Source organism: Burkholderia sp. AW33-5, assembly GCF_053427615.1.
Genome location: NZ_JBSAXA010000023.1, coordinates 1 through 23,218, shown reverse-complemented (window position 1 = coordinate 23,218; position 23,218 = coordinate 1). Strand labels below are relative to the sequence as shown.

Genomic DNA, 23,218 nt, shown 5'->3' with positions numbered 1-23,218 from the left:
GCGCGCATCACGCGCCCAGCCACATCATCAGATGCTCGACGCCCGGGCCGAGCGCGAGCGCCGGCACGTAGGTCAGCGCGCCCACCAGCATCACGGTGCCGAGCAGCAGCACGACGAACAGCGGGCCGTGCGTCGGCAGCGTGCCGCTCGTCGCCGCGATGCGCTTCTTCGCGGCGAGCGAGCCGGCGATCGCCAGCACCGGCACGATCGTGCCGAAGCGGCCGAACCACATCGCGATCGCGGTCATCCAGTTGTAGAACGGCGTGCCGACCGTCAGGCCAGCGAACGCGCTGCCGTTGTTGTTCGCGGCCGAGCTGAACGCGTACAGGATTTCCGAGAAGCCGTGCGGGCCCGGATTCGCGATGCCGGCCTTGCCCGCATCGGCGAGCACCGCGATCGACGTGCCGAGCAGCACGAGCAGCGGCGTGAGCAGCACGACGATCGACACCATCTTCATCTCGTACGACTCGATCTTCTTGCCGACGTATTCCGGCGTGCGGCCGATCATCAGGCCCGCGACGAACACTGCGAGCAGCGCGAACACGAGCATCCCGTAGAGGCCGGAACCGACGCCGCCGTAGATCACCTCGCCGAGCTGCATCAGCAGCATCGGCACGAGACCGCCGAGCGGCGTCAGCGAATCGTGCATCGTGTCGACCGCGCCGCACGACGCGGCCGTCGTCGCGACCGTGAAGATGCCGGTCTGCGCGATGCCGAAGCGCGTTTCCTTGCCTTCCATGTTGCCGCCCGGTTGCAGCGCGCTCGTCGACTGGTCGACGTGCAGCGCGGCGAGCGTCGGGTTGCCGGCCTGCTCGGCGCTCACCTCGACGCCGATCGCGATCACGAACGCGACCGTCATCGCCGCGAGCACCGCGATGCCTTGCCGGCGGTCGCCGATCATCCGGCCGAACACGAGGGCCAGCGCGGCCGGGATGATCAGGATCGAGAAGATCTGCAGGAAGTTCGCGAACGGCGTCGGGTTCTCGTACGGGTGCGACGAGTTCGCGTTGAAGAAGCCGCCGCCGTTGGTGCCGAGCATCTTGATCGCTTCCTGCGACGCGACCGGGCCCATCGCGAGCGTCTGCTTCACGAGCGGCGTGGGCACCGTCACCGGGTTGCCCTTGTCGTCCTTGACCGGGTTGCCCTGCGCATCGAGCTTCGGCGCCGCGTAGGTGCTCGCCTGCAGCACCGGCACGTCCTGGTACGCCTTCATGTTCTGGATCACGCCCTGGCTCATCAGCAGCGCGGCGACGAGCGCGGCCATCGGCACGAGCACATACAGCGTCACGCGCGTGAGGTCGACCCAGAAGTTGCCGATCGTCTGCGCGGTATGACGCGCGAAGCCGCGGATCAGCGCGATCACGACGACGATGCCCGTTGCCGCCGACAGGAAGTTCTGCACGGTCAGGCCGAGCATCTGCGTCAGGTAGCTGACGGTCTGCTCGGGCGTGTAGTCCTGCCAGTTGGTGTTGGTGACGAAGCTGACGGCCGTGTTGAACGCACCGTCGGCCGTCATCGCGCCGAATTGCTGCGGATTGCCGGGCAGGAACCCCTGCAGGCGCAGCAGGCCGTACAGGAACAGCGCGCCGAGCGCGTTGAACGCGATCGTGGCGATCGCATACTGCTTCCAGTTCATTTCGGTGCCGGCGTCGACGCCGGCGATGCGGTACAGCGCGCGCTCGAGCGGCCCGAACACGCGCACGACACGCGAACTGCCGTCCATCACGCCCGTGAGGTAGCGCGCGACCGGCACGGCCGCCGCGAGCAGCACGACGATGAACAGCAGTATCTGCAACAGATTGTTCGCGTTCATTCGATGTCCTCCGCGCGCAGCAGCGCAAAGACGAGATACGCGAACAGCAGGGCCGTCGAGGCACCCGCGAGCCAAAGCATCCAGGTCATGCGCGCCCCCCGCGACCGTATTGCACGAGCTTCTCGCAACCGGCAAGCAAACCGAGGATCAGCGCGGTGAACAACACCAGTGCGCCGATGAAAACCCCATCCATTTTTGTGTTCTCCGTCGTCGAAATCGGACGACTAGAACCTTATGGGATCGCGCGTAAAGGTCGGGTCAAAGCTGATCGGGCCGGTATAAAAAACCCGTAAACGCGTGCGGCGGGAAACGGCGGGCGGGACGAAGACGGAGCGGGCGGCGGCCAGCGCCGCCCGTCGCGGTGCGTGCCGGTGTGGCGCCGGCACGAAGGGATGGGTCAGGGGACGAGGATCGTCGAGCCGGTCGTCTTGCGCGACTCGAGGTCGGCATGCGCGCGGCCGACTTCCGCGAGCGGATAGCGCTGGTTGATGCTCGTCTTCACCTTGCCCGACAGGATCACGTCGAACAGCTCGGCGGTCGCGGATTCGAGATCCGCACGCTTCGCGATGTACGAGAACAGCGTCGGCCGCGTGAAGAACAGCGAGCCGCGCGACGAGAACTCCTTCGAGTCGATCGCCGGCAGCGGGCCCGATGCATTGCCGAAGCTGACGAAAAACCCGAGCGGCGCGAGGCAGTCGAGCGAACCGATGTAGGTGTCCTTGCCGATCGAGTCGTAGACGACCGGCACACCCGCGCCGTTCGTGATCTCCTTCACGCGCTGCGTGAAGTTCTCGCGCGTATAGACGATCGGATAATCGCAGCCGTGCGCCTTCGCGAGTGCGGCCTTCTCGTCGGAGCCGACCGTCCCGATCACGGTCGCGCCGAGCGCCTTCGCCCACTGGCACACGAGCAGGCCGACACCGCCGGCCGCCGCGTGGATCAGGATCGTGTCACCGGCCTTCACCGGGTACGTGCGGCGCAGCAGGTAGTGCGCGGTCAGTCCCTGCAGCATCACCGACGCCGCGTCGTCGTAGCTGATCCCGTCGGGCAGTTTCACGAGCCGGTCGGCCGGCATCACGCGCTCCTGCGCATACGCGCCCGGCGGCTGCCCGACGTAGGCGACGCGATCGCCCGCCTTGAGCGCGGTCACGCCCTCGCCGACGGCCGTCACCTCGCCCGCCGCCTCCATCCCGAGGCCGCCGGGCAGCGGCTGCGGATAGAGGCCGGTGCGGAAATACACGTCGATGTAGTTGAGCCCGACCGCATGCTGCCGGATCCGGACTTCGCCCGCCTTCGGCTCGCCGACCTCGACATCGACCCACTTCATCACGTCCGGGCCGCCCGGCTGGTCGTATCGGATTGCTTTCGGCATCGTTTCGCTCCTCGTTTCTGAATCGGTCAGGGGATGTTCGGGTCGCCGACGCCCTCCGGTGCCGATCGGTACGGGACCGGCGGCGGTGTGCGTCGCGACGCCCGATTCTCGCGCGTCACGGCCGGGCGTGCATGGCCCTGCCGTCAGCAAGGGCATCTGGCCGGCGGCCGACTAGCAAACGTCCTGCATGTTGCGCGCCAGATCGTCGAGCAGCATCCGCGCGGTCGCCACGTTCGTCGCGACCGGCACGTCGTGCACGTCGCACGCGCGCACCAGCGCGGTGATGTCCGGATCGTGCGGCTGCGCGGTCATCGGGTCGCGCAGGAACACGACGATGTCGACGCGGCCTTCGGCCAGTTCCGCCCCGATCTGCAGGTCTCCGCCGAGCGGCCCCGACAGCTTGCGCTCGACCTCGAGCCCGTGCGCGGCGGCGATGCGGCCGCCCGTCGTGCCCGTTCCGACCAGCCTGCATTGCGCGAGCGTCTCGCGGTACTGGCCCGCGAGCGCGACGATCTCGTCCTTCTTCGCGTCGTGCGCGATCAATGCGATGCGGGGTTTGCTCATCTCCGTTTCCTTCGTGGGTCGATTGTTGTCGTATGCGTGAATGGCGGTGCGCGCGTCAGAACGTGCCCGGATACGCGCCGCCGTCGAGCAGCCAGTTCTGCCCTGTGATGTAGCCGGCGTGCACGCTGCAGAGGAACGCGCACGCCGCGCCGAATTCGGCACGCGTGCCGAGGCGCCCGGCCGGGATTTCCTTCGCGCGCCGCGCGCGCATCTCGTCGACCGTCACGCCCTGCGCCTTCGCCGACGCCGCGAGCGTCGTCGCGATCCGGTCGGTGTCGAACAGCCCGGGCAGCAGGTTATTGATCGTCACGCCCTGCCCCGCGACCTTGCGCGACAGCCCCGCGACGAAGCCGGTCAGCCCCGAGCGCGCGCCGTTCGACAGCGCGAGCACGTCGATCGGCGCCTTCACGGCCGAACTCGTGATGTTGACGATCCGGCCGAAACCGCGCCCGATCATCCCGTCGACGGTCGCGCGAATCAGCTCGATCGGCGTCAGCATGTTCGACTCCAGCGCGCGGATCCAGTCGTCGTGCGAGAAATCGCGGAAGTCGCCGGGCGGCGGCCCGCCGGCATTCGTCACGAGAATGTCCGGCTGCGGGCAGGCGGCGAGCGCGGCCGCGCGGCCGTCGGGCGTCGTGATGTCGCAGGCGACGGCGGCGATCGACACGTTCGACCCGGCGCGGATCTCCTCCGCGGTTTCCTCCAGCGTGTCGCGCGTGCGCGCGACGATCACGAGATTCACGCCCTCGGCGGCCAGCGCTTCCGCGCAGCCGCGTCCGAGCCCCTTGCTCGCCGCGCACACGAGCGCGGTCTTTCCTGCGATGCCGAGATCCATCGTCGATTCCCTTATGGCGACGCGCGCCGGCGCGGCCCGGCCGCATCGCCGGACGGGCGAACGGGCGCGAACGGCCGGACACGGCGCGCGGATTGTCGTGAGACGTCGATAATATCCGGATCACGTGGCGCGCCTTGGTAAAATTGCGGCCATAAGCGGCGGCCGGCGTGGCGCCATCGCCGCCCCCGATCCCCTTTTGCCGCCAAGGCACCCCGTCATGAAACAGGACAGCCGTTTCCCGAATCTCTTCATCACCGATCATCCGCTGATCCAGCACAAGCTGACCCACATGCGCGACAAGGACACGTCGACGCGCACGTTCCGCGAACTGCTGCGCGAGATCACGCTGCTGATGGGCTACGAGATCACCCGCAACCTCCCGATCACGACCAAGCGGGTCGAAACCCCGCTCGTGGCGGTCGACGCGCCGGTGATCGCGGGCAAGAAGCTCGCGATCGTGCCCGTGCTGCGCGCCGGCATCGGGATGTCGGACGGCCTGCTCGACCTGGTGCCGTCCGCGCGCGTCGGCCACATCGGCGTCTACCGCGCCGAGGATCACCGCCCGGTCGAATACCTGGTGCGCCTGCCCGATCTCGAGGATCGCATCTTCATCCTGTGCGACCCGATGGTCGCGACCGGCTATTCGGCCGTGCACGCGGTCGACGTGCTCAAGCGCCGCAACGTGCCGGCCGCGAACATCATGTTCGTCGCGCTGGTCGCCGCGCCCGAGGGCGTGCAGGTGTTCCAGGACGCGCATCCGGACGTGAAGCTGTTCGTCGCGTCGCTCGACTCGCACCTGAACGAGCACGCGTACATCGTGCCGGGCCTGGGCGACGCGGGCGACCGCCTGTTCGGCACCAAGAACTGACGCACGCCGCCGCCGGGCCGCGCGGCCCGGCGAACCGAGCGGCCCGCCCGGCCGTTCGGCCATGCACGGCGGCCCCGAAGCGACGGTCGCCGCGTGATAAAATCACGTTCCACTCGACACGCGCGGCCCCGCGGCATCACGCCCGCCCAGACGGCCGCCGATTCAACGACACATTGGCACAATCGCCCGCGCAGCGCGCCCGGGCACGGAGAAAGGTATGGCTGGTCATTCGAAATGGGCCAACATCAAGCATAAGAAGGCAGCGGCCGACGCGAAGCGCGGCAAGATCTGGACCCGCCTGATCAAGGAAATCCAGGTCGCGGCCCGCCTCGGCGGCGGCGACGCCAGCTCTAACCCGCGTCTGCGTCTCGCGGTCGACAAGGCAGCCGACGCGAACATGCCGAAGGACAACGTCAAGCGCGCGATCGACCGCGGCGTCGGCGGCGCGGACGGCGCGAACTACGAAGAAATCCGTTACGAAGGCTACGGCATCAGCGGCGCGGCGATCATCGTCGACACGCTGACCGACAACCGCACCCGCACGGTCGCGGAAGTCCGTCATGCATTCTCGAAGTTCGGCGGCAACATGGGCACCGACGGTTCGGTCGCGTTCATGTTCGATCACGTCGGCCAGTTCCTGTTCGCGCCCGGCACGTCGGAAGACGCGCTGATGGAAGCGGCGCTCGAAGCCGGCGCGGACGACGTCAGCACGAACGACGACGGCTCGATCGAAGTGCTGTGCGACTGGCAGGCCTTCTCGGCGGTGAAGGACGCGCTCGAAGCCGCGGGCTTCAAGGCCGAACTCGCCGAAGTGACGATGAAGCCGCAGAACGAAGTCGAATTCACCGGCGACGATGCGGCGAAGATGCAGAAACTCCTGGACGCGCTCGAGAACCTCGACGACGTGCAGGAGGTGTATACGAACGCCGTCATCGTCGAGGAATGAGATGCCGGCCGCCGTGCGCATCGTCGCGACGGCGGCCCGACCGATTTCGCGGCCGGCGCGCCTGAGCGTGCCGGCCGCCCTGTTTTCTAGTCTGCGGGGAATCCCATGAAACTACTCGTCGTCGGTTCCGGCGGCCGCGAACATGCGCTGGCGTGGAAGCTCGCGCAGTCGCCGCGTGTCCAGATGGTCTACGTCGCGCCCGGCAATGGCGGCACGGCGCAGGACGAGCGTCTGAAGAACGTCGACATCACGTCGCTCGACGCACTCGCCGATTTCGCGGAAAGCGAAGGCGTCGCCTTCACGCTCGTCGGCCCGGAAGCACCGCTCGCGGCCGGCATCGTCAACCTGTTCCGCGCACGCGGCCTGAAGGTGTTCGGCCCGACCCGCGAAGCCGCGCAGCTCGAAAGCTCGAAGGATTTCGCGAAGGCGTTCATGAAGCGCCACGGCATTCCGACCGCCGACTACGAAACCTTCTCCGACACCGCCGCCGCGCACGCGTACATCGACGCGAAGGGTGCGCCGATCGTCGTGAAGGCCGACGGCCTCGCGGCCGGCAAGGGTGTCGTCGTCGCGATGTCGCTGGAAGAAGCGCATGCCGCGGTCGACATGATGCTGTCTGGCAACAAGCTCGGCGACGCCGGCGCGCGCGTCGTGATCGAGGAATTCCTCGACGGCGAGGAAGCGAGCTTCATCGTGATGGTCGACGGCAAGCACGCGCTGGCGCTGGCTTCCAGCCAGGACCACAAGCGCCTGCTCGACGAGGACCGCGGCCCGAACACGGGCGGCATGGGCGCCTACTCGCCCGCGCCGATCGTCACGCCGCAGATGCACGCACGCGTGATGCGCGAAATCATCATGCCGACGGTGCGCGGGATGGAGAAGGACGGCATCCGCTTCACGGGCTTCCTGTATGCGGGCCTGATGATCGACAAGGAAGGCAATCCGCGCACGCTCGAGTTCAACTGCCGGATGGGCGACCCGGAGACGCAGCCGATCATGGCGCGCCTGAAAAGCGATTTCTCGAAGGTCGTCGAACAGGCGATCGCGGGCACGCTCGACACGGTCGAGCTCGACTGGGACCGCCGCACCGCGCTCGGCGTCGTGCTGGCCGCGCACGGCTATCCGGACGCGCCGCGCAAGGGCGACCGCATCAACGGAATCCCGGCCGAGACCGAACAGGCCGTGACGTTCCATGCGGGCACGACGCTCGCCGAAGGCGACAAGCTCGTCACGTCGGGCGGCCGCGTGCTGTGTGTGGTCGGTCTCGCCGATTCGGTGCGCGAAGCGCAGCAGCATGCGTACGACACGATCAACCAGATCAATTTCGAAGGCATGCAGTACCGCCGCGACATCGGCTTTCGCGCGCTGAACCGCAAGAGCGCGTGACGCCCTGACCGCCGCCTTGCCGTCGCAAGCGGCCTCCTCTGCCGGGGTTCGATAGAATGCCCGGCAGATGCCTTTTTTACGGCCCCCGCTTCGCGCGGGGGCACCCAGTTCAGACATGACCGATTCGACCTACGACGTGGCGCGCGTGCGCACGTACCTCCAGGGCCTGCAGACACGCATCGCCGACGCGCTCGGCGCGTTCGACGGCACGCCGCTCGCGACCGATGCGTGGCAGCGCGGGCCGGAAGAGCGCCTGCGCGGCGGCGGCTGCACGCGGATTCTCGAAGGCGGCCGGGTGTTCGAGCGCGCGGGGATCGGTTTTTCCGACGTCGCGGGCGACGCGCTGCCGCCGTCGGCGAGCGCCGCGCGCCCGCAGCTGGCCGGCCGCGGCTTCGAGGCGCTCGGCGTGTCGCTCGTGCTGCACCCGCGCAATCCGTACTGCCCGACGGTGCACATGAACGTGCGGATGCTGATCGCGACGAAGCCCGGCGAGGCGCCGATCTTCTGGTTCGGCGGCGGGATGGATCTGACACCGGTTTATCCGTTCGAGGACGACGCGCGCCATTTCCACCAGACCTGCAAGGACGCGCTCGACCCGTTCGGCGCCGAGCTCTATCCGCGCTTCAAGACGTGGTGCGACGAGTATTTCTTCCTGAAGCACCGCAACGAGACGCGCGGCATCGGCGGGATCTTCTTCGACGACTTCGCCGAACCCGGATTCGAACGCTCGTTCGAGATGATGCAGAGCGTCGGCGACGCGTTCCTGAACGCATATCTGCCGATCGTCGAACGCCGCGTCGCGCTGCCGTACGGCGAGCGTGAACGCGACTTCCAGGCTTACCGGCGCGGCCGCTACGTGGAATTCAACCTCGTATTCGACCGTGGCACGCTGTTCGGCCTGCAAAGCGGCGGCCGGACCGAATCGATCCTGATGTCGATGCCGCCGGTCGCGAACTGGCGCTACAACTGGCAACCCGAGCCGGGCTCGCCCGAAGCGCGCCTGAGCGAGTTCCTCGTGCCGCGCGACTGGGTCTGAGCCCGCCGCGCCCCGCCGCCCCAAGAACAGGACACGTTTTTCTGAACACCACCGCCCGCCCCGCCCCGCAGCCGCGAACGCCGTCACGTCGCATCGGCCTGCTGGGCGGCACGTTCGATCCGATCCACGACGGCCACCTCGCGCTCGCGCGCCGGTTCGCCGACGTGCTCGGGCTGACCGACCTCGTGCTGCTGCCCGCCGGGCAGCCTTACCAGAAGCGCGACGTGTCGGCCGCCGAGCATCGGCTCGCGATGACGCGCGCCGCTGCCGGCTCGCTGTCCCTGCCCGGCGTGACGATCACCGTCGCGACCGACGAGATCGAGCACGCGGGGCCGACCTACACGGTCGAGACGCTCGCGCGCTGGCGCGAGCGGATCGGCCCCGACGCTTCGCTGTCGCTGCTGATCGGCGCCGACCAGCTGGTGCGGCTCGACACCTGGCGCGACTGGCGCAAGCTGTTCGACTATGCGCACGTGTGCGCGTCGACGCGCCCGGGCTTCGACCTCGGCACGGCGCCGCCGGCCGTCGCGCAGGAAATCGCGCGGCGGCAGGCCGGCGCCGACGTGCTGAAAGCGACACCGGCCGGCCATCTGCTGATCGACACGACGCTGGCGTTCGATATCGCCGCAACCGACATCCGTGCGCACCTGCGCGAATGCATCGCGCGTCACGCGCAAATGCCCGATGCGTCGGCCGAGCATGTGCCGGCCGCCGTCTGGGCCTATATTCTTCAACATCGTCTCTACCATTCCTGATTCCATGGATATCCGCAAACTGCAGCGCGTGATCGTCGACGCTCTCGAAGACATCAAGGCGCAAGACATCAAGGTGTTCAACACCAGCCACCTGACCGAACTGTTCGACCGCGTGATCGTCGCGTCGGGCACGTCGAACCGCCAGACCAAGGCGCTCGCGTCGAGCGTGCGCGACAAGGTCAAGGAAGCCGGCGGCGACATCGTCAGCTCCGAGGGCGAAGACACGGGCGAATGGGTGCTGGTCGACTGCGGCGACGCCGTCGTGCACATCCTGCAACCGGCGCTGCGCCAGTACTACAACCTCGAGGAAATCTGGGGCGACAAGCCCGTGCGGATGAAGCTCGGCGGCGGCAAGGGCCCGAACGGCGTCGCGACGGCCGGCGAAGACGAGGACGACGAGGAAGAAGCGCCCGCACGCCCGGCGCGCAAGACGGCGGCCCGCCGCCGCTGACCCGCAGCGAGTCGTCCCGATGAAGCTTTTCATCCTCGCGGTCGGCCACAAGATGCCCGGCTGGATCGCGTCCGGCTTCGACGAATACACGAAGCGCATGCCGCCCGAGCTGCGCATCGAGCTGCGTGAGATCAAGCCCGAACTGCGTTCGGGCGGCCGCAGCGCGGAAAGCGTGATGGCGGCCGAGCGGCAGAAGATCGAGGCCGCGTTGCCGAAGGGCGCGCGCATCGTCGCGCTCGACGAGCGCGGCCGCGACTGGACCACCATGCAGCTCGCGCAGGCGCTGCCCGGCTGGCAGCAGGACGGCCGTGACGTCGCGTTCGTGATCGGCGGCGCCGACGGGCTCGATCCGGAACTCAAGGCGCGCGCCGACCTGCTGCTGCGCATTTCGAGCATGACGCTGCCGCACGGGATGGTGCGCGTGCTGCTCGCCGAACAGCTTTACCGGGCGTGGAGCATCACGCAGAATCACCCCTACCACCGCGCATGACGCGTCGTCCTCGGGACGCGCGGCGCGCGCGCTCAACGAGATAACGACACCATGCCGTCCAGCACGCCCCCCGCCCTTTTTCCAACCCTTTACCTTGCTTCGCAAAGCCCGCGCCGCCAGGAGCTGCTGCAGCAGATCGGCGTGCGCTTCGAATTGCTGCTGCCGCGTCCCGACGAGGACGCCGAGGCGCTCGAAGCCGAACTGCCCGGCGAAGCCGCCGATGCGTACGTCCGGCGCGTGACCGTCGCGAAGGCCGAGGCCGCGCGTGCGCGCCTCGTCGCGAGCGGCAAGGCACCCGCGCCGGTGCTGGTTGCGGACACCACCGTGACGATCGACGGCGCGATCCTCGGCAAGCCGGCCGATGCCGCCGACGCGCTCGCGATGCTGACCCGCCTCGCGGGCCGCGAACACGACGTGCTGACCGCGGTCGCGGTGATCGGCGCCGACGGCGAACTGCTGCCGCCCGCGCTGTCCCGCTCGTCGGTGCGCTTCGCGGCCGCGCCGCGCGAGGCGTTCGAACGTTACGTCGACACCCGCGAACCGTTCGGCAAGGCCGGCGCCTACGCGATCCAGGGGCGCGCGGCCGAATTCATCGAGCGAATCGAAGGCTCCCATTCGGGTATCATGGGTCTGCCCCTCTTTGAGACCGCGGCACTGCTGCGCGCCGCGCGCGTCGACTTCTGAATCCCACCATGAACGAAGAAATCCTGATCAACCTCACGCCGCAGGAAACGCGGGTCGCACTCGTCCAGCAAGGCGCGGTGCAGGAGCTTCACGTCGAGCGCACGCTGTCGCGCGGGCGGGTCGGCAACATCTACCTCGGCAAGGTCGTGCGCGTGCTGCCCGGCATGCAGTCGGCATTCATCGACATCGGCCTTGAGCGCGCGGCGTTTCTGCACGTCGCGGACATCTGGCATCCGCGCCTCGCGGGCGAGCCGCAGTCGGGCACGCCGCACCAGCCGATCGAGAAGACCGTCTTCGAAGGCCAGACGCTGATGGTCCAGGTGATCAAGGATCCGATCGGCACGAAGGGCGCGCGACTGTCGACGCAGGTCAGCATCGCGGGCCGCACGCTCGTGTACCTGCCGCAAGAGCCGCACATCGGCATCTCGCAGAAGATCGAGAGCGAGGCCGAGCGCGAGGCCGTGCGCGCACGGCTGACCGCCGTGATCCCGCCGGACGAGAAAGGCGGCTACATCGTGCGCACGATCGCCGAGGACGCGACTTCCGACGAACTGGCGGGCGACGTCACGTATCTGCGCAAGACCTGGGCGACGATCGTCGCGCAAGCGCAGCGGCTGCCGGCGACGAGCCTGCTGTACCAGGATCTCGATCTCGCGCAGCGCGTGTTGCGCGATTTCGCGAACGACGACACGACGCGCATTCAGGTCGATTCGCGCGAGACCTACCAGCGCCTCGCGGACTTCGCGGGCGAGTTCACGCCGGCGGTGAGCCCGAAGCTGCATCACTACACCGGCGAGCGGCCGCTGTTCGACCTGTACAACATCGAGACGGAGATCCAGCGCGCGCTGTCGCGCCGCGTCGACCTGAAGTCGGGCGGCTACCTGATGATCGACCAGACCGAGGCGATGACGACGATCGACGTGAACACCGGCGGCTACGTCGGTGCGCGCAACTTCGACGACACGATCTTCAAGACCAACCTCGAGGCCGCGCACACGATCGCGCGGCAGCTGCGTCTGCGCAACCTCGGCGGGATCATCATCATCGACTTCATCGACATGGAGAACGCTGAGCATCGCGACGCGGTGCTGTCCGAGCTGAAGAAGGCGCTGTCGCGCGATCGCACGCGCGTGACGGTCAACGGCTTCTCGCAGCTCGGGCTCGTCGAGATGACGCGCAAGCGCACGCGCGAATCGCTCGCGCACGTGCTGTGCGAGCCGTGCCCGACCTGCCAGGGCAAGGGCCAGGTGAAGACGTCGCGCACCGTGTGCTACGACATCCTGCGCGAGATCCTGCGCGAGTCGCGCCAGTTCAACCCGCGCGAATTCCGCGTGATCGCCGCGCAGCAGGTGATCGACCTGTTCCTCGACGAGGAGTCGCAGCATCTCGCGATGCTGATCGACTTCATCGGCAAGCCGGTATCGCTGCAGGTCGAGTCGAACCTGAGCCAGGAGCAGTACGATATAGTTTTGATGTAGGGTTCGCCTCATATCACCCCATATCGCCCAGCACCAACCAAAGCCTTGCCCAGCAAGGCTTTTTCATTTTCGAAGAATTTTCCCGTATCATCCAACGTCAAGGAAACGCACCTGAAACGGGTAGCTAGATGGGTAGCTGCCAGTGCCAATACTCTGGAGTCGGCTTCGCATGGCGAAACGAGAATCGAACCAGCTAACCGACATACAGCTTCGCAAATGGCTGCGTGCCGGCGAGCCTGTAGCCAAATCGGACGGCGGCGGGCTCACGTTCACGCTGTCCCAGGCCGGCACCGCTACATGGGTACTTCGATTTCGGCATGGAGGCCGCCGCCAAGAACTGACACTCGGCCGATACCCTGATCTGTCGCTGTCAGCTGCCCGCACGGCCGCCGCTAAACGGCGCGTCGCAGTGAGCGAAGGCATCAATCCAGCCGATGAGGTGCGAAAAGTCAAAGCACGGAAGGATTGGACTGTTCGGCAGCTCGCGAGCGATTATCGCGAAAAGGTGCTCAGTACATTCGCAGCCAGCACCCAGCGCAGTTATGGCCGCAACCTCAAGCGCGCCGAGAACGGCATGGGATCAATGTCGGTTCAGTCTGTCGGACCTGCCGACATCGTGGCCGAGATCGAGCGACATGACCTCGGATGGGTCGAAACATTCACGCTTTGGTGCGTTCTGCGCGGCCTGTTCAAACACGCGGCCGGCAAGAAGATCATCGTCGCCAATCCATGCGCAGGCATCCAGCTCAACGCGATCATCGGGAAGCGGCCCGCGGTGAAACAGCGGTTGATGCTGACCGACAACGAGCTCCACGTCCTGCTGAACGCGAAAATGCGCGACGTGAATCTCTACGCCGTCAGGATCGCGCTCGCGACTGGCGTTCGAATCTCTGAGCTATATACAGCACTCCGGCGGGATCTACACCTCGACGAAGGGCGCTGGCATGTACCGAAAAGCAAAACTGGACCGGAGATGGATATTCCGCTCGCGCCGATCGTGATCGAGTGGTTCAAACACCTGCTCGAACTGGCGGGCGCATCGGAGTACATCCTTCCGGCGCGATTGAGCAATCGCCTCGATCGCCACGACGGCGACACACATGTATCGAAAGACGCGATCCGCGAAGCAATCGATTACTGGATCGAGCATCACGCGCCCACGATTCGTCGTTTCACACCTCACGATCTCCGAAGCACGATGAAGAGCCACATGCGCCGGCTCAAGGTGTCGCGAGACATATCGGAAATGTGCTTGAACCACAAGGTTCCAGGCGTGGAAGGTATCTACGATCAGTACACGTACTGGGATGAGCGCCGGGAGGCTCTCGAACTATGGGCTGCTTATCTGACGACGCGCATGCGTGGACTCGAATGGAATGTGACGTCGATGAAACGATCGGCGTAACAGTTTGCCGCGCCTAGCTCGACGGGGCGAAACCCGGGTGCCCTACCCGGTTGGCGCGGCTACCCAATAGGGCGTTGCTAAGGGCAAGCGATGAAAGTCAAACGGGCTCAATACTCAGACATCCCGACCAACCTTAATGTCAATCAGTACGATATTTGCTTCCAATGGAACCTCGGGGATTGGGTCACCAACATTTTCCACAGAATCATTCGACAGTCGAGCATTAACGACAACATAACCGATTCAAAATATATTGCGATGATGCAGGAGGCTACGGACGAAGCCTTCAATGACCCCGAACTCAACTACGGCAATTCTGACGAAGGGGCAATTGACGCGAATCCGAGCTCACCGCCCGCCGTAGGACAACGTGTTCGTGATATGACCGCGCTGGATGTATTGCGTCTCGGAGAATATTTTAGCGACCCAGCGTTTTCCAAATATATAGCCATCTACTCACGAGCAACGGAAGCGATAGATGCCATGAGCGGCCGAGAAAACCCAGACGCGTCCGATTCAGCCTTCGAAGCAGCCACGCTCATTACCAGCACACCTGAATGGGCTATGACGAAGGAGTGTTTGGGAGACGACTACCAATTCGGCCCGTTTGCAGTTGCATCGATCGACCTCGAAGCACCGGATGATGAGCTCGTTGAACATTTTCTTGCCTGGCTAGCCGAAGCAAGAGCGAATCGAAAAATCGAACCGCTCGCACGCTCCTTCACGAAGACAGATTTGCAGCTGTGGTCAGAAATGCGGGTACTGACATATATCGACCTCTCATTGTGGGCGGCCGCTCGAAATCTCCGAATCAGCGCGACAGTCATGGGTCGTGCGCTGTTCCCTACTGAGTACGATGTCGGGCTCGAAGATCGCGTTCGGAAGGTCGTCGCCAGAGAAGCAACCAGACTGATGAGCATGACCACTCTGCGCCTGATGCAATCTCAGCACATCAAAACGGAACAGAAAATCCAAGAAATGAATCCGGATTCTTAATGCTCCCGGCACGCTCCGGAATCTAGCAGTCTCTATGTGATTCCGGCGCACGTTTGACGGACTGCAGTTCCTCGCATCATCTGCTTCTCATCCATAGTATTGGTGTCGCCCGTCGCAATTCAAATCACGACGGCGCGGCACTAGTCGGGCAGTGTCGCGCCATGTCGATGGAGCGATACATGTCTCAATGCATTCCCAAGGCGCTTGCCGCCTTCGACTCCCTCCCGGATAGCGCACATGTTGATGTGCGCTCCGTTGCTGGTCTGTTCGGCTGCTCCGTTCCGACCGTGTGGCGCCGCGTTGCAGCCGGCCTCATTCCCACCGCAAAGAAGTTCGGGCACTCCACTCGCTGGAATGTCGGTGAGCTCCGCAAGTTTCTGACTCTGGAGGCAGCCTGATATGAGCGCAAAAAAAATGGCCAACCCGCAGGTCAGCCACAATCAAAGCTCGTCCGACGATCGTAACACCCCGCCGCATCGTTTACCAGAGAACAAGTCGGCGCTCGCGTCCGTATTCCTTGATCAGCGCCGATCCGACTCCGAGCGTCTTCGCGTAACCGTCGGCGAATACCGCGGCCGCATGCTCATCGACCTCCGGATCTGGTTCGCCGCTGAACACGGCGAATGGAAACCGGGCCGGGCCGGCGTCTCGCTTCGTCCCGACCAGGTCGGCGAGGTCATGCAGGCGCTCCGCTTGGCTGCACAAGCGACGGATCCGGCGAGGATGCGCTGATGGCAAATCGCAATAAATCAATCTTGACGGATAGGGCTTTTGGGCCTATCTTGTGCATCAGCGGCTGCGCTCTCGCGCGGCCCACTACAGCCGAGAGGATCCGACAAATGACGCACCCGTTCTGGGAGGCCTTGGGCCGCCCTATCTCCCATGCGATATACCCCACCGACTCCCAGCGATCTGGAGCAGTTGAAGCAAACCCTGCAGCTCAGCAGCGCGCAGATGGCGGATCTGTTCGGCGTGCAGGGTGGGCGTCAATGGCGGAAGTACACGGGCGGAGAAGCTCCGCGCGAAATCAGTCCGCACATTTTGTTCTTCGCGATGGCTCGGCTCGAGCTGGATGCGAAGACGCTCGACCGGATCTTGAATCGGATGCGCGAGGTTGGCGCGACGATCGAGCTGGACAGCGAGTAACCGCCGCCGGCACGTTCGCCGCCGCCATCCCGGATACCCTCACCCAGTCGGCTGATCCGTTTGACCTTATCCCGAGCGCTTGGCGCACCGGTCGGCAAGCAAAACCGACGCTGACCGTTAGCCCGGATCTGTTTGCGATTGCCGGCACCCGTGCTGCTGAAAGCTGGCTGGCGACTCGTCCCACGTCGCGCCCGAGCCAATGGTGTCGGTCGACGTTCGACAATCTTGTCGCCGGCCTCGGCCGCATCCCTTCCTACGCAGATTGCCTCGCGGCTTTCGAACGCTCGTTCAAGCGTCGCATCGAAGCTGCCACCCACACCGACCGTAAAAATGCGGGGGTGCGCGCATGAACTCGTCAATTCTCGAAATTGTCCGCGCATCGCTGCGCGATTCGGCGACCGTTGAACACGCCCTTGCCGCCGGCCTGCAATTTCCGCTCTTCGTTCGTGCCGGATCACGCGCAGCTGAGCTTTGGCTCGGTCAGTCTGCGCGGAGCATGGCCGATTTCCGTGATCACCGCTTCGCGTATTTGTTGAGTGGCCTGGCACCGGCACCGTCCGATGAGGACCGCCGTACTGCCTTCAATGCCGCGTTCGCACGCCGCATTGCTTCCGCAATCGTTCATGGAGAGGTCTCGCATGGCTAACTTGGACCGAGCACATCAGGGGGCGCCGTTTGCATCGACCGCCATCCAGCAACTCGAGCAACTCGAAGCGATGTTCCATGCGATCCGCAGTGAGCTGGAGTCGGATTGCTATGCCTATCAGTTGGCCAATCTCGGGCAAGAGATCGCGAGTGGCTATGCAGCGACGATGGGCAGAATCGCTGAGATGGAGGTTCACCATGTCTAAGAGACAACCTGATGCAGCAGGCGTGCTCGCCTTCCTTTGGGACCACTTCGATGCGACCGCAGCATCTGATGAAGGCCTGCAGTACCTGTCTGGAGCTGCCGACGAGGCAGCGCACGCGGCTTTGGAACTCAGCTCCCATATTGCTTCGCTCGGCGGTCTGATCGAGCGCGACCGGGGATTCGAAGGCAAACCGCAATGCGGCGAGCTCCAAGATGCCGACCAGGCGACACTGCTGTACCGCATCGCCGACGAGGTCAAAGTGATTGGGCAGCTCGCATACATCGGAAGCGAGTCGGAATCCGTGCGCCGTGCTCGGATGACGGAGAAGCTCGCGGCCGGCAGATCTCGTCGCGCAAGGATCCCTGAGCAGTCCTCAACGCTCGAGGAGGTCTGATGAGCGTTTTTGCAGAAGAAGAACGCATCCGCGCAGCGCTAAGCCATGTGCCGGCGGATGACCGCGACACGTGGGTCCAGATGGGCATGGCTATCAAGGCCGAGCTCGGCGAAGCCGGATTCGATTTCTGGGACGAATGGTCATGTTCGGCGTCGAGCTACAGCGAGGCCGATGCGAAATCGGTCTGGAAATCGTTTCGCTCGGGCGGCATCACGATCGCGAGTCTGTTCAAGCGCGCGATCGAGCATGGCTACCGCGAAAGCGAGCCGATGACCCCGCTGTCGGCCGACGAGCGCGAGCGCCGCAGGGTTGAACGCGAGCGCGAAGCGGCTGCCGCGGCCGAAATGCACCACCACACCCAGGTGGACGCGGCCACCAAGGCGCGCAATCTCTGGGAGAGGGCCGGGACCGTTCACGCGGATCACGCCTACGTCCGCACGAAGCAGATCAAGCCCTACGGCGCGAAGCAACTGCGCGACCAGCTCGTCGTCAAGCTGCAGGACATTGACGGCGAGCACCATTCCGCACAATACATCCAGGCGGATGGTCACAAGACCTTCCAGACAGGCGGCCGAATCAGCGGGTGCTTCGTCGCGGTCAGCGCCGGAGTCAAGCCGAATGGCAAGACACCGCTTCTGATCTGCGAAGGCTATGCGACGGCGTGCTCACTTCACGAAGCGACGGGCTATCCCGTCGCTGCGGCTATGAACGCCGGCAACCTGCCGAACGTTGCGCGCGCCTGGCGTGAAAAGCATCCTAAGCTGCGCATCGTGCTCTGTGCGGATGACGACACGGAGACGGCCGGTAATCCGGGCATGAACAAGGCAACCGAGGCGGCGCGCGCGATCGGTGCTTTACTCGCCGTGCCCGACTTCGGCAAAGACCGCTCTGGACACGCATCGGATTTCAATGACCTGCACTGCCTCGACGGGCTCGAGGCGGTGCGACGCTGCGTCGACGCGGCGACTGCGCCGGGAGATGCCACCGCCCCTAAGAAGCGAACTGCGCCGACCGTCAACCTGTCCTGCGCGGCCGACATCGTGCCGGAACCGATTCACTGGCTCTGGCCTGGCTGGCTGCCAGCCGGCAAGCTCTCGATCCTCGCCGGGCAACCTGGGTGCGGAAAGACTACCATTGCCATTTCACTGTCGTCTGCCATCTCCAACGGCGCAGAGTGGCCGGACGGTACACGCTGCAATGCGCCGGGGAACATTCTGATCTGGACCGGCGAAGATGGGCTCGCCGATACGCTCGTCCCTCGCCTCATGGCGGCTGGTGCGGATCTCCGGCGAGTGTTCTTCGTTGAATCGATCACGGATGAGGCCGGCGAGCTCCAGCCGTTCGATCCGAGCCGCGACGTTCCCATTTTGGCCGAGCGCATCGAGCAGATCGGCGGCGCCAGCATGCTCGTCGTCGATCCGATCATCAGTGTGGTGAACGGCGACTCTCACAAGTCCGGCGACGTTCGGAAATCGCTTCAGCCGCTGATCGACCTCGGGGCCGCCCACGGGTGCGCAATCCTCGGTATCACGCACTTCTCGAAGGGCTCGAAGGGCTCATCGCCGACCGAGCGCATTCTTGGCTCGCAGGCGTTCGGCGCCGCTGCGCGGATGATTCTCGTGGCAGGCAAGGATGACGCGTCGGACCGCCGGATCTTCGCCAAGTCGAAATGCAATATCGCCGGCGATTCTGGGGGATTCGAGTATGCGATCGAAACGCTCGACGCTCAGGACGGGCTCACATCAAGCCGAATCGCATGGGGTGAGCCTCTCGACGGCTCGGCGCGCGAGATCCTCCGCGAACTGGAGGCCGATGACCAGGACGCCGACGAGCAGAGCGAGCGCGAATCGAAGTTCGAGCGCGCGCGTTGCATGATTTACGAATGGCTGACGCCTTTCATGAGCACCAAGGAGATGAAAGCAGCGGCCCAGGCCGAAGGCGTGAGCTGGCGCATGGTGGAAGCTGCCAAGGCCGCTGAGGTGAAGGCCGGCAATAAAATCCGAGCCGTGAAGCATGGCAAGGATTGGGGGTGGATTTGGGATAATCACGACGCCAAGTACGGTGATTCAACTCCGCACTTGCAGTTCGTCTCAAGTCCGCAAGGATTTCAAGTCCGCAAAGACGATTGCGGAGTTGAATCCCTTCTCCAGCAAGGCTCAGAAGCCAAGTCCGCAAGTCCGCAGTCGGTTGGCGGAGTTGCCGGCGCTGTCGCCACAAGCCCGCAATCCACCGCCAACTCCGCACACTCGCGAAGTCATTGCGGAGTTGCGGACTTGACGGCAAACCCTTACCCATCAAGGGAATCAACTCCGCAATCAAGTCCGCAGCCTGAAACAGGCTGCGGACTTGACGGTGATGTCGCGCCGGCGGCCGAACTGGAGGACAACGTATGAGCATTGTTGCGATTTTGAGCAAAGCCAGATCGCTGGGCATACGTCTGAGCGTCGCAGGAGACGTTGTAAAAATGAAGGGGCCGCCCGATGCAATCGCAGTAATCAAGCCCGAGATCGCCGCGCGCAAGCCGGAGATCATGGCGTACCTGCTCGCCGCTACGGACGGTGCTCAGCAAATCCCGGCCGACTGCATTGGTGCGCTGTGCTCTTCGGATGGCGGCCTGTATTTGCCGTGGATGCCCGCCCTCGAGCCGGAACAGCTGCAATCGATGCAGCGTGAGCTATTCGACGTCGTCGACGAGCTCGCGCGGCTTGAGCGCTGGCCCGACGATGACTACGACATCATCGTCGAAGCAGTCGAGCGCCAACCTCCCTCAACGTTGCGCCCGGATCTTGCACACTTCCGTGAGCGGCTTCGGGTTGCTCGACTTGAAGCGGAAGCTAGGCAGGCAGCGAGCCGGCGAGCATGGAGGTTCGATCGATGATTGCCCTCAATATGTGCCGTCATAACCGGCAACGAGGGAAAGACTCGCCAATTTGACGACATGGGATCATATGCGGAACGGCATAGATCCGCTCAACGCGACATACGACCAGAGGGGTAAATGATGATCGATGGCTTGGTAAGTGGCCGCCTCTACGGCGAAGCCCAGATCGGGACGGGACAAAACGGAAAGCGATTCGTGACATGCAAGGTGCGCGCGACTGCTGGCGACGGCGAAACGCTGTTCGTGAATGTGATCGCGTTCAACGACGACGTACAGACTGCGTTGCTCGCTCTTGGAGACGCGGATAGCGTATCGCTCTCAGGCGCGCTCACGCCGAAGGTCTGGACTGACAGGAATGGCACCGTAAAACCGGCGCTCGATATGGTTGCTCACGGGCTTCTGACGGCGTATCACGTGCAGCGCAAGCGGAAGGCAGTTAATCCGCCCGCGTCGGACGTGCCCACAGCGGCCGACACGGACGACGATCTTTGAGGGCGGCCACATGAACTTCTACAAGCTCAAGGAGGCCGCGACAGCAATCGCCGCCGAGCTCCACCCCGCCGGTGCTGCCGACAATAGCAACGATCTGCGCGCGGATGCCGAGCGTTGCTACCTAACCGCGCTTCGGGACGCCGTCCACGAAAACGAAATCGTCTATCGAGATCCTGGTAGCAGACTGCCTATCCGGCAAGAGCGGATCGCCGCCTTCATGACCTCTCACTGGTGCGTCGTCAGCGTTGCTGATCTAAATGCATGGCTCGACCGCGCTGGCGTTGGCATTCAGTTGCCGATAGGGCCACGCGACGATAACACCCACATGCGGCAATCCGCGACGCCGGCGGAGCAGGCAGACGAATGGCCTAAGAGTGTCGAACTGGCAAACGCTCTGGGACCTTTCATCAGTCGCACAAACGGCTTGGATTGGCTGCAGAAGAGATTGAGCGACGCAGAAGACTATCCCGCCCTGAAAAAATATCGGCGAATGGAAGAAAAAAAGCGGGCGGCGCGCTGGAATGTCGTCGGCGTGGTGCTCTATCTGGTGGATGCAAAAGAATTGTCCGCGGAAAAAGCCCGAGCTGCACTGCAGAAGCACTATCCCCATTCAGTCGACCTTATTGGCGACCTCGGCCTCCCCAAGAAAACGACTTCGGCTGCCTGGTATCCGAGAGACAACGATTAATCACATGGCCTTACTACGGTGATACTACGGTCACCGTACGGTCGCTCTGATCGCCTACCGTAACTAGAGTGTCCTCAACATCTTGCGACCGCTTCACGCGGGCGCCCAGACCGAGAGGACTCTATGCCACGCCCCCACCAGTCCGGTATCGCCGCCCAGGCGAAGCCCAATCTGAGCATCGACGCAGAGACGATCAGCAATCTGCGCGAACTGCTCGACCAGCGGAAAAAACTCGACGACGCGGTCAACGCGGCCCCGGCCGAAATCAATTCGCTCGAGATCGAGCTTTCGAGCCTGCGCCAACAAATGGCATCCCTCGATGCCGACATCGTGCTCGTCGACGAAGCTCAGTTGCCAGCCAAGCGGAAGCAAATCAAGGCGCTGGACGAGGTCATCGCAGAAAAGGACTTGGCCGTGCAGCGAGCGAAGAGGCGTCTCGAAGTCCTCGAAGCCCGCGCACCGGACCTCGACGAAAAAATCGAAATCGCCATCGGCTTCGTCCGAGTCGAGGCCAGTATCGCTTCGCAGTCGCTGCGATCCGACATCGCCGAAGAGCTCCGCGGCAAGCTCCACGATCTGCAACTGATCTACGCGAAGGTTCGAGCACTGAACGGCCTTGTGCGGGACGGGCATGCGACGGATTTCCTGCAGAGCGCGCTTATCCCCGATCTCGATCACAGCATGCGTATCACCATGCAAAACGGGACTCATGAGACTTCCGCAAACCTGCTAGAGATCCGGAACGACGACACGGCAGCAGCTGAGGCGTTGATCTCCGAAGCCATGCGACCGATCACGGATGTATTGGCGCTCGCGCGTAAGCACCGGCCGTACGTGCCGCTTGCCAAGCGCCCCGCTCCGTACGTCCGCAAGGGTGCGTGGGATGGCCCTGGCGGCCGCATCGATCGCCCCGAAGAACCCGAAGAACTGCCGGTGCGCATGAAAACGGTCGAAGAGGCCCTCGCAGAGCCGTACGAGATCAAGGGCGATTCCAGCGGCTTCCGGACGTGGAAGCAAGCTCACGAAATGAACATGACGGCGGCGATCTCGGACCCGCAACAGTCCGCCGAACAGTAAGCAAGATGTGGGCAAATCCGATTTCTGCCGGCCTGACCAATGCGAAATTTCCGACCGCGAACAACAGGACTTAATAGATGACCTACGTTTCAATTCCCCCGCTCAACGAGCAATGGCACGCCGGAGGCTTCCTCGTCTCCCAGGCGGAGGGCCATCGCTCAATGAATCGAGTGATCATCGCGGGCGGCGCCAAGCTATATCCGGGCACCGTGCTCGGACAGCAGACGATCGGCGGCACTCCCGTCGGTGCCGCCGCGGCGCTCGGCACGAACACCGGCAACGGCACGATCGGCGCGATCACTGTCTCGACTGGCACACCGCCGGGCGTGTTCACCGTCGAGTTCGACGATGCTACTCACTTCGTTGTGTCATCGCCGGCTGGCGCCGAGATCGGCCACGGAATCGCGGGCACCCCGTTCAGCGCCGGTGGCATCGGCTTCACGATCACCTCAGGCGGAACGGCATTCGCGCCGGCCGACAGCTTCACCCTGACCGTCGCAACATCAGCGCCATCGCTGAAATATGTCCCTGTCACATCGACCGCAACCGATGGTTCGCAGATCGCCGCCGCCATTCTCTACGGAATCGCTGACGCAGCCGAAGGTGATGT

The 23,218-nt window shown here is 64.4% G+C and carries 28 protein-coding genes; 23 read left to right on the top strand and 5 right to left on the bottom strand.

What is annotated here, in order from left to right; genetic code table 11:
* Positions 1-7: 7 nt before the first annotated feature.
* From kdpA to ACV22V_RS26600, 5 genes are all read right to left on the bottom strand, one after another.
* Positions 8-1,813, bottom strand: coding sequence for a potassium-transporting ATPase subunit KdpA (kdpA, locus tag ACV22V_RS26620; protein ID WP_448016013.1), 1,806 nt, complete (start codon positions 1,811-1,813; stop codon positions 8-10).
* The gene (gene kdpF, locus ACV22V_RS26615) at positions 1,810-1,902 is read right to left on the bottom strand and encodes a K(+)-transporting ATPase subunit F (protein ID WP_006752209.1); all 93 of its coding nucleotides are present in this window, start codon (positions 1,900-1,902) and stop codon (positions 1,810-1,812) included. Before kdpF ends, kdpA begins: the two co-directional genes overlap by 4 nt.
* Before the next feature lie 308 nt (positions 1,903-2,210).
* Entirely contained in the window at positions 2,211-3,185 is a 975-nt protein-coding gene (locus ACV22V_RS26610; protein ID WP_223961026.1) for a quinone oxidoreductase family protein, read from the bottom strand.
* Between the two features lie 171 nt (positions 3,186-3,356).
* Positions 3,357-3,749, bottom strand: coding sequence for a methylglyoxal synthase (locus tag ACV22V_RS26605; RefSeq protein WP_059533273.1), 393 nt, complete (start codon positions 3,747-3,749; stop codon positions 3,357-3,359).
* 55 nt (positions 3,750-3,804) lie between these two features.
* Positions 3,805-4,584, bottom strand: coding sequence for an SDR family oxidoreductase (locus ACV22V_RS26600; RefSeq protein ID WP_448016012.1), 780 nt, complete (start codon positions 4,582-4,584; stop codon positions 3,805-3,807).
* 217 nt (positions 4,585-4,801) lie between these two features.
* Here ACV22V_RS26600 and upp point away from each other — a divergent pair, with 217 nt between their 5' ends.
* The 23 genes from upp to ACV22V_RS26485 form a co-directional block, all read left to right on the top strand.
* Complete coding sequence (gene upp / locus ACV22V_RS26595) at positions 4,802-5,452, top strand: uracil phosphoribosyltransferase (RefSeq protein ID WP_006478229.1); 651 nt, start codon at positions 4,802-4,804, stop codon at positions 5,450-5,452.
* A 217-nt stretch (positions 5,453-5,669) separates the two neighbouring features.
* Entirely contained in the window at positions 5,670-6,398 is a 729-nt protein-coding gene (locus tag ACV22V_RS26590; protein ID WP_044844700.1) for a YebC/PmpR family DNA-binding transcriptional regulator, read from the top strand.
* A 105-nt stretch (positions 6,399-6,503) separates the two neighbouring features.
* Positions 6,504-7,784 carry a phosphoribosylamine--glycine ligase gene (gene purD, locus ACV22V_RS26585; protein ID WP_448016011.1) on the top strand — a complete coding sequence of 427 codons (1,281 nt, stop codon included), beginning with the start codon at positions 6,504-6,506 and terminating at the stop codon, positions 7,782-7,784.
* Positions 7,785-7,899: 115 nt separating this feature from the next.
* Positions 7,900-8,820, top strand: coding sequence for an oxygen-dependent coproporphyrinogen oxidase (gene hemF / locus ACV22V_RS26580; protein WP_059689400.1), 921 nt, complete (start codon positions 7,900-7,902; stop codon positions 8,818-8,820).
* The gene (locus ACV22V_RS26575; protein ID WP_373557203.1) at positions 8,817-9,575 is read left to right on the top strand and encodes a nicotinate-nucleotide adenylyltransferase; all 759 of its coding nucleotides are present in this window, start codon (positions 8,817-8,819) and stop codon (positions 9,573-9,575) included. The genes hemF and ACV22V_RS26575 overlap by 4 nt, the downstream gene beginning before the upstream one ends.
* A 4-nt stretch (positions 9,576-9,579) precedes the next feature.
* Complete coding sequence (gene rsfS / locus ACV22V_RS26570) at positions 9,580-10,026, top strand: ribosome silencing factor (protein ID WP_059533282.1); 447 nt, start codon at positions 9,580-9,582, stop codon at positions 10,024-10,026.
* Positions 10,027-10,045: 19 nt separating this feature from the next.
* Complete coding sequence (gene rlmH, locus ACV22V_RS26565) at positions 10,046-10,516, top strand: 23S rRNA (pseudouridine(1915)-N(3))-methyltransferase RlmH (protein ID WP_044844705.1); 471 nt, start codon at positions 10,046-10,048, stop codon at positions 10,514-10,516.
* Positions 10,517-10,567: 51 nt separating this feature from the next.
* Positions 10,568-11,200, top strand: a complete 633-nt coding sequence (locus ACV22V_RS26560; protein ID WP_448016010.1) for a Maf family protein — start codon at positions 10,568-10,570, stop codon at positions 11,198-11,200.
* 8 nt (positions 11,201-11,208) lie between these two features.
* Positions 11,209-12,678 (top strand): ribonuclease G, encoded by a 1,470-nt coding sequence (gene rng / locus ACV22V_RS26555; protein WP_059533286.1) that lies wholly within the window; start codon positions 11,209-11,211, stop codon positions 12,676-12,678.
* Between the two features lie 169 nt (positions 12,679-12,847).
* Entirely contained in the window at positions 12,848-14,083 is a 1,236-nt protein-coding gene (locus ACV22V_RS26550) for a tyrosine-type recombinase/integrase (RefSeq protein WP_448016009.1), read from the top strand.
* A 90-nt stretch (positions 14,084-14,173) separates the two neighbouring features.
* The gene (locus tag ACV22V_RS26545) at positions 14,174-15,079 is read left to right on the top strand and encodes a DUF6387 family protein (RefSeq protein ID WP_448016008.1); all 906 of its coding nucleotides are present in this window, start codon (positions 14,174-14,176) and stop codon (positions 15,077-15,079) included.
* Positions 15,080-15,258: 179 nt separating this feature from the next.
* Positions 15,259-15,477, top strand: coding sequence for a helix-turn-helix transcriptional regulator (locus ACV22V_RS26540; protein ID WP_448016007.1), 219 nt, complete (start codon positions 15,259-15,261; stop codon positions 15,475-15,477).
* A 1-nt stretch (position 15,478) separates the two neighbouring features.
* Complete coding sequence (locus ACV22V_RS26535; protein WP_448016006.1) at positions 15,479-15,811, top strand: transcriptional coactivator p15/PC4 family protein; 333 nt, start codon at positions 15,479-15,481, stop codon at positions 15,809-15,811.
* Between the two features lie 150 nt (positions 15,812-15,961).
* Positions 15,962-16,225, top strand: a complete 264-nt coding sequence (locus ACV22V_RS26530) for an XRE family transcriptional regulator (RefSeq protein ID WP_342307450.1) — start codon at positions 15,962-15,964, stop codon at positions 16,223-16,225.
* Between the two features lie 346 nt (positions 16,226-16,571).
* Positions 16,572-16,871, top strand: coding sequence for a hypothetical protein (locus ACV22V_RS26525; protein ID WP_448016005.1), 300 nt, complete (start codon positions 16,572-16,574; stop codon positions 16,869-16,871).
* Positions 16,864-17,076 carry a hypothetical protein gene (locus ACV22V_RS26520; RefSeq protein WP_448016004.1) on the top strand — a complete coding sequence of 71 codons (213 nt, stop codon included), beginning with the start codon at positions 16,864-16,866 and terminating at the stop codon, positions 17,074-17,076. The genes ACV22V_RS26525 and ACV22V_RS26520 overlap by 8 nt, the downstream gene beginning before the upstream one ends.
* Positions 17,069-17,470, top strand: coding sequence for a hypothetical protein (locus tag ACV22V_RS26515; protein WP_448016003.1), 402 nt, complete (start codon positions 17,069-17,071; stop codon positions 17,468-17,470). The genes ACV22V_RS26520 and ACV22V_RS26515 overlap by 8 nt, the downstream gene beginning before the upstream one ends.
* Complete coding sequence (locus tag ACV22V_RS26510) at positions 17,470-19,863, top strand: AAA family ATPase (protein WP_448016002.1); 2,394 nt, start codon at positions 17,470-17,472, stop codon at positions 19,861-19,863. The genes ACV22V_RS26515 and ACV22V_RS26510 overlap by 1 nt, the downstream gene beginning before the upstream one ends.
* A complete protein-coding gene (locus ACV22V_RS26505) occupies positions 19,860-20,348 on the top strand; it encodes a TubC N-terminal docking domain-related protein (RefSeq protein ID WP_448016001.1) in 489 nt (162 codons plus the stop codon). The genes ACV22V_RS26510 and ACV22V_RS26505 overlap by 4 nt, the downstream gene beginning before the upstream one ends.
* Before the next feature lie 123 nt (positions 20,349-20,471).
* Complete coding sequence (locus ACV22V_RS26500) at positions 20,472-20,843, top strand: single-stranded DNA-binding protein (RefSeq protein ID WP_448016026.1); 372 nt, start codon at positions 20,472-20,474, stop codon at positions 20,841-20,843.
* Between the two features lie 10 nt (positions 20,844-20,853).
* On the top strand, positions 20,854-21,531 hold the full coding sequence (locus tag ACV22V_RS26495; RefSeq protein WP_448016000.1) for a hypothetical protein: 678 nt from the start codon (positions 20,854-20,856) through the stop codon (positions 21,529-21,531).
* 123 nt (positions 21,532-21,654) lie between these two features.
* Positions 21,655-22,608: a hypothetical protein gene (locus tag ACV22V_RS26490; protein WP_448015999.1), complete on the top strand. Its 954-nt coding sequence runs from the start codon at positions 21,655-21,657 to the stop codon at positions 22,606-22,608.
* Between the two features lie 77 nt (positions 22,609-22,685).
* Positions 22,686-23,218 (top strand): head decoration protein (locus ACV22V_RS26485; RefSeq protein WP_448015998.1); only part of this gene is annotated, 533 nt, incomplete at its 3' end.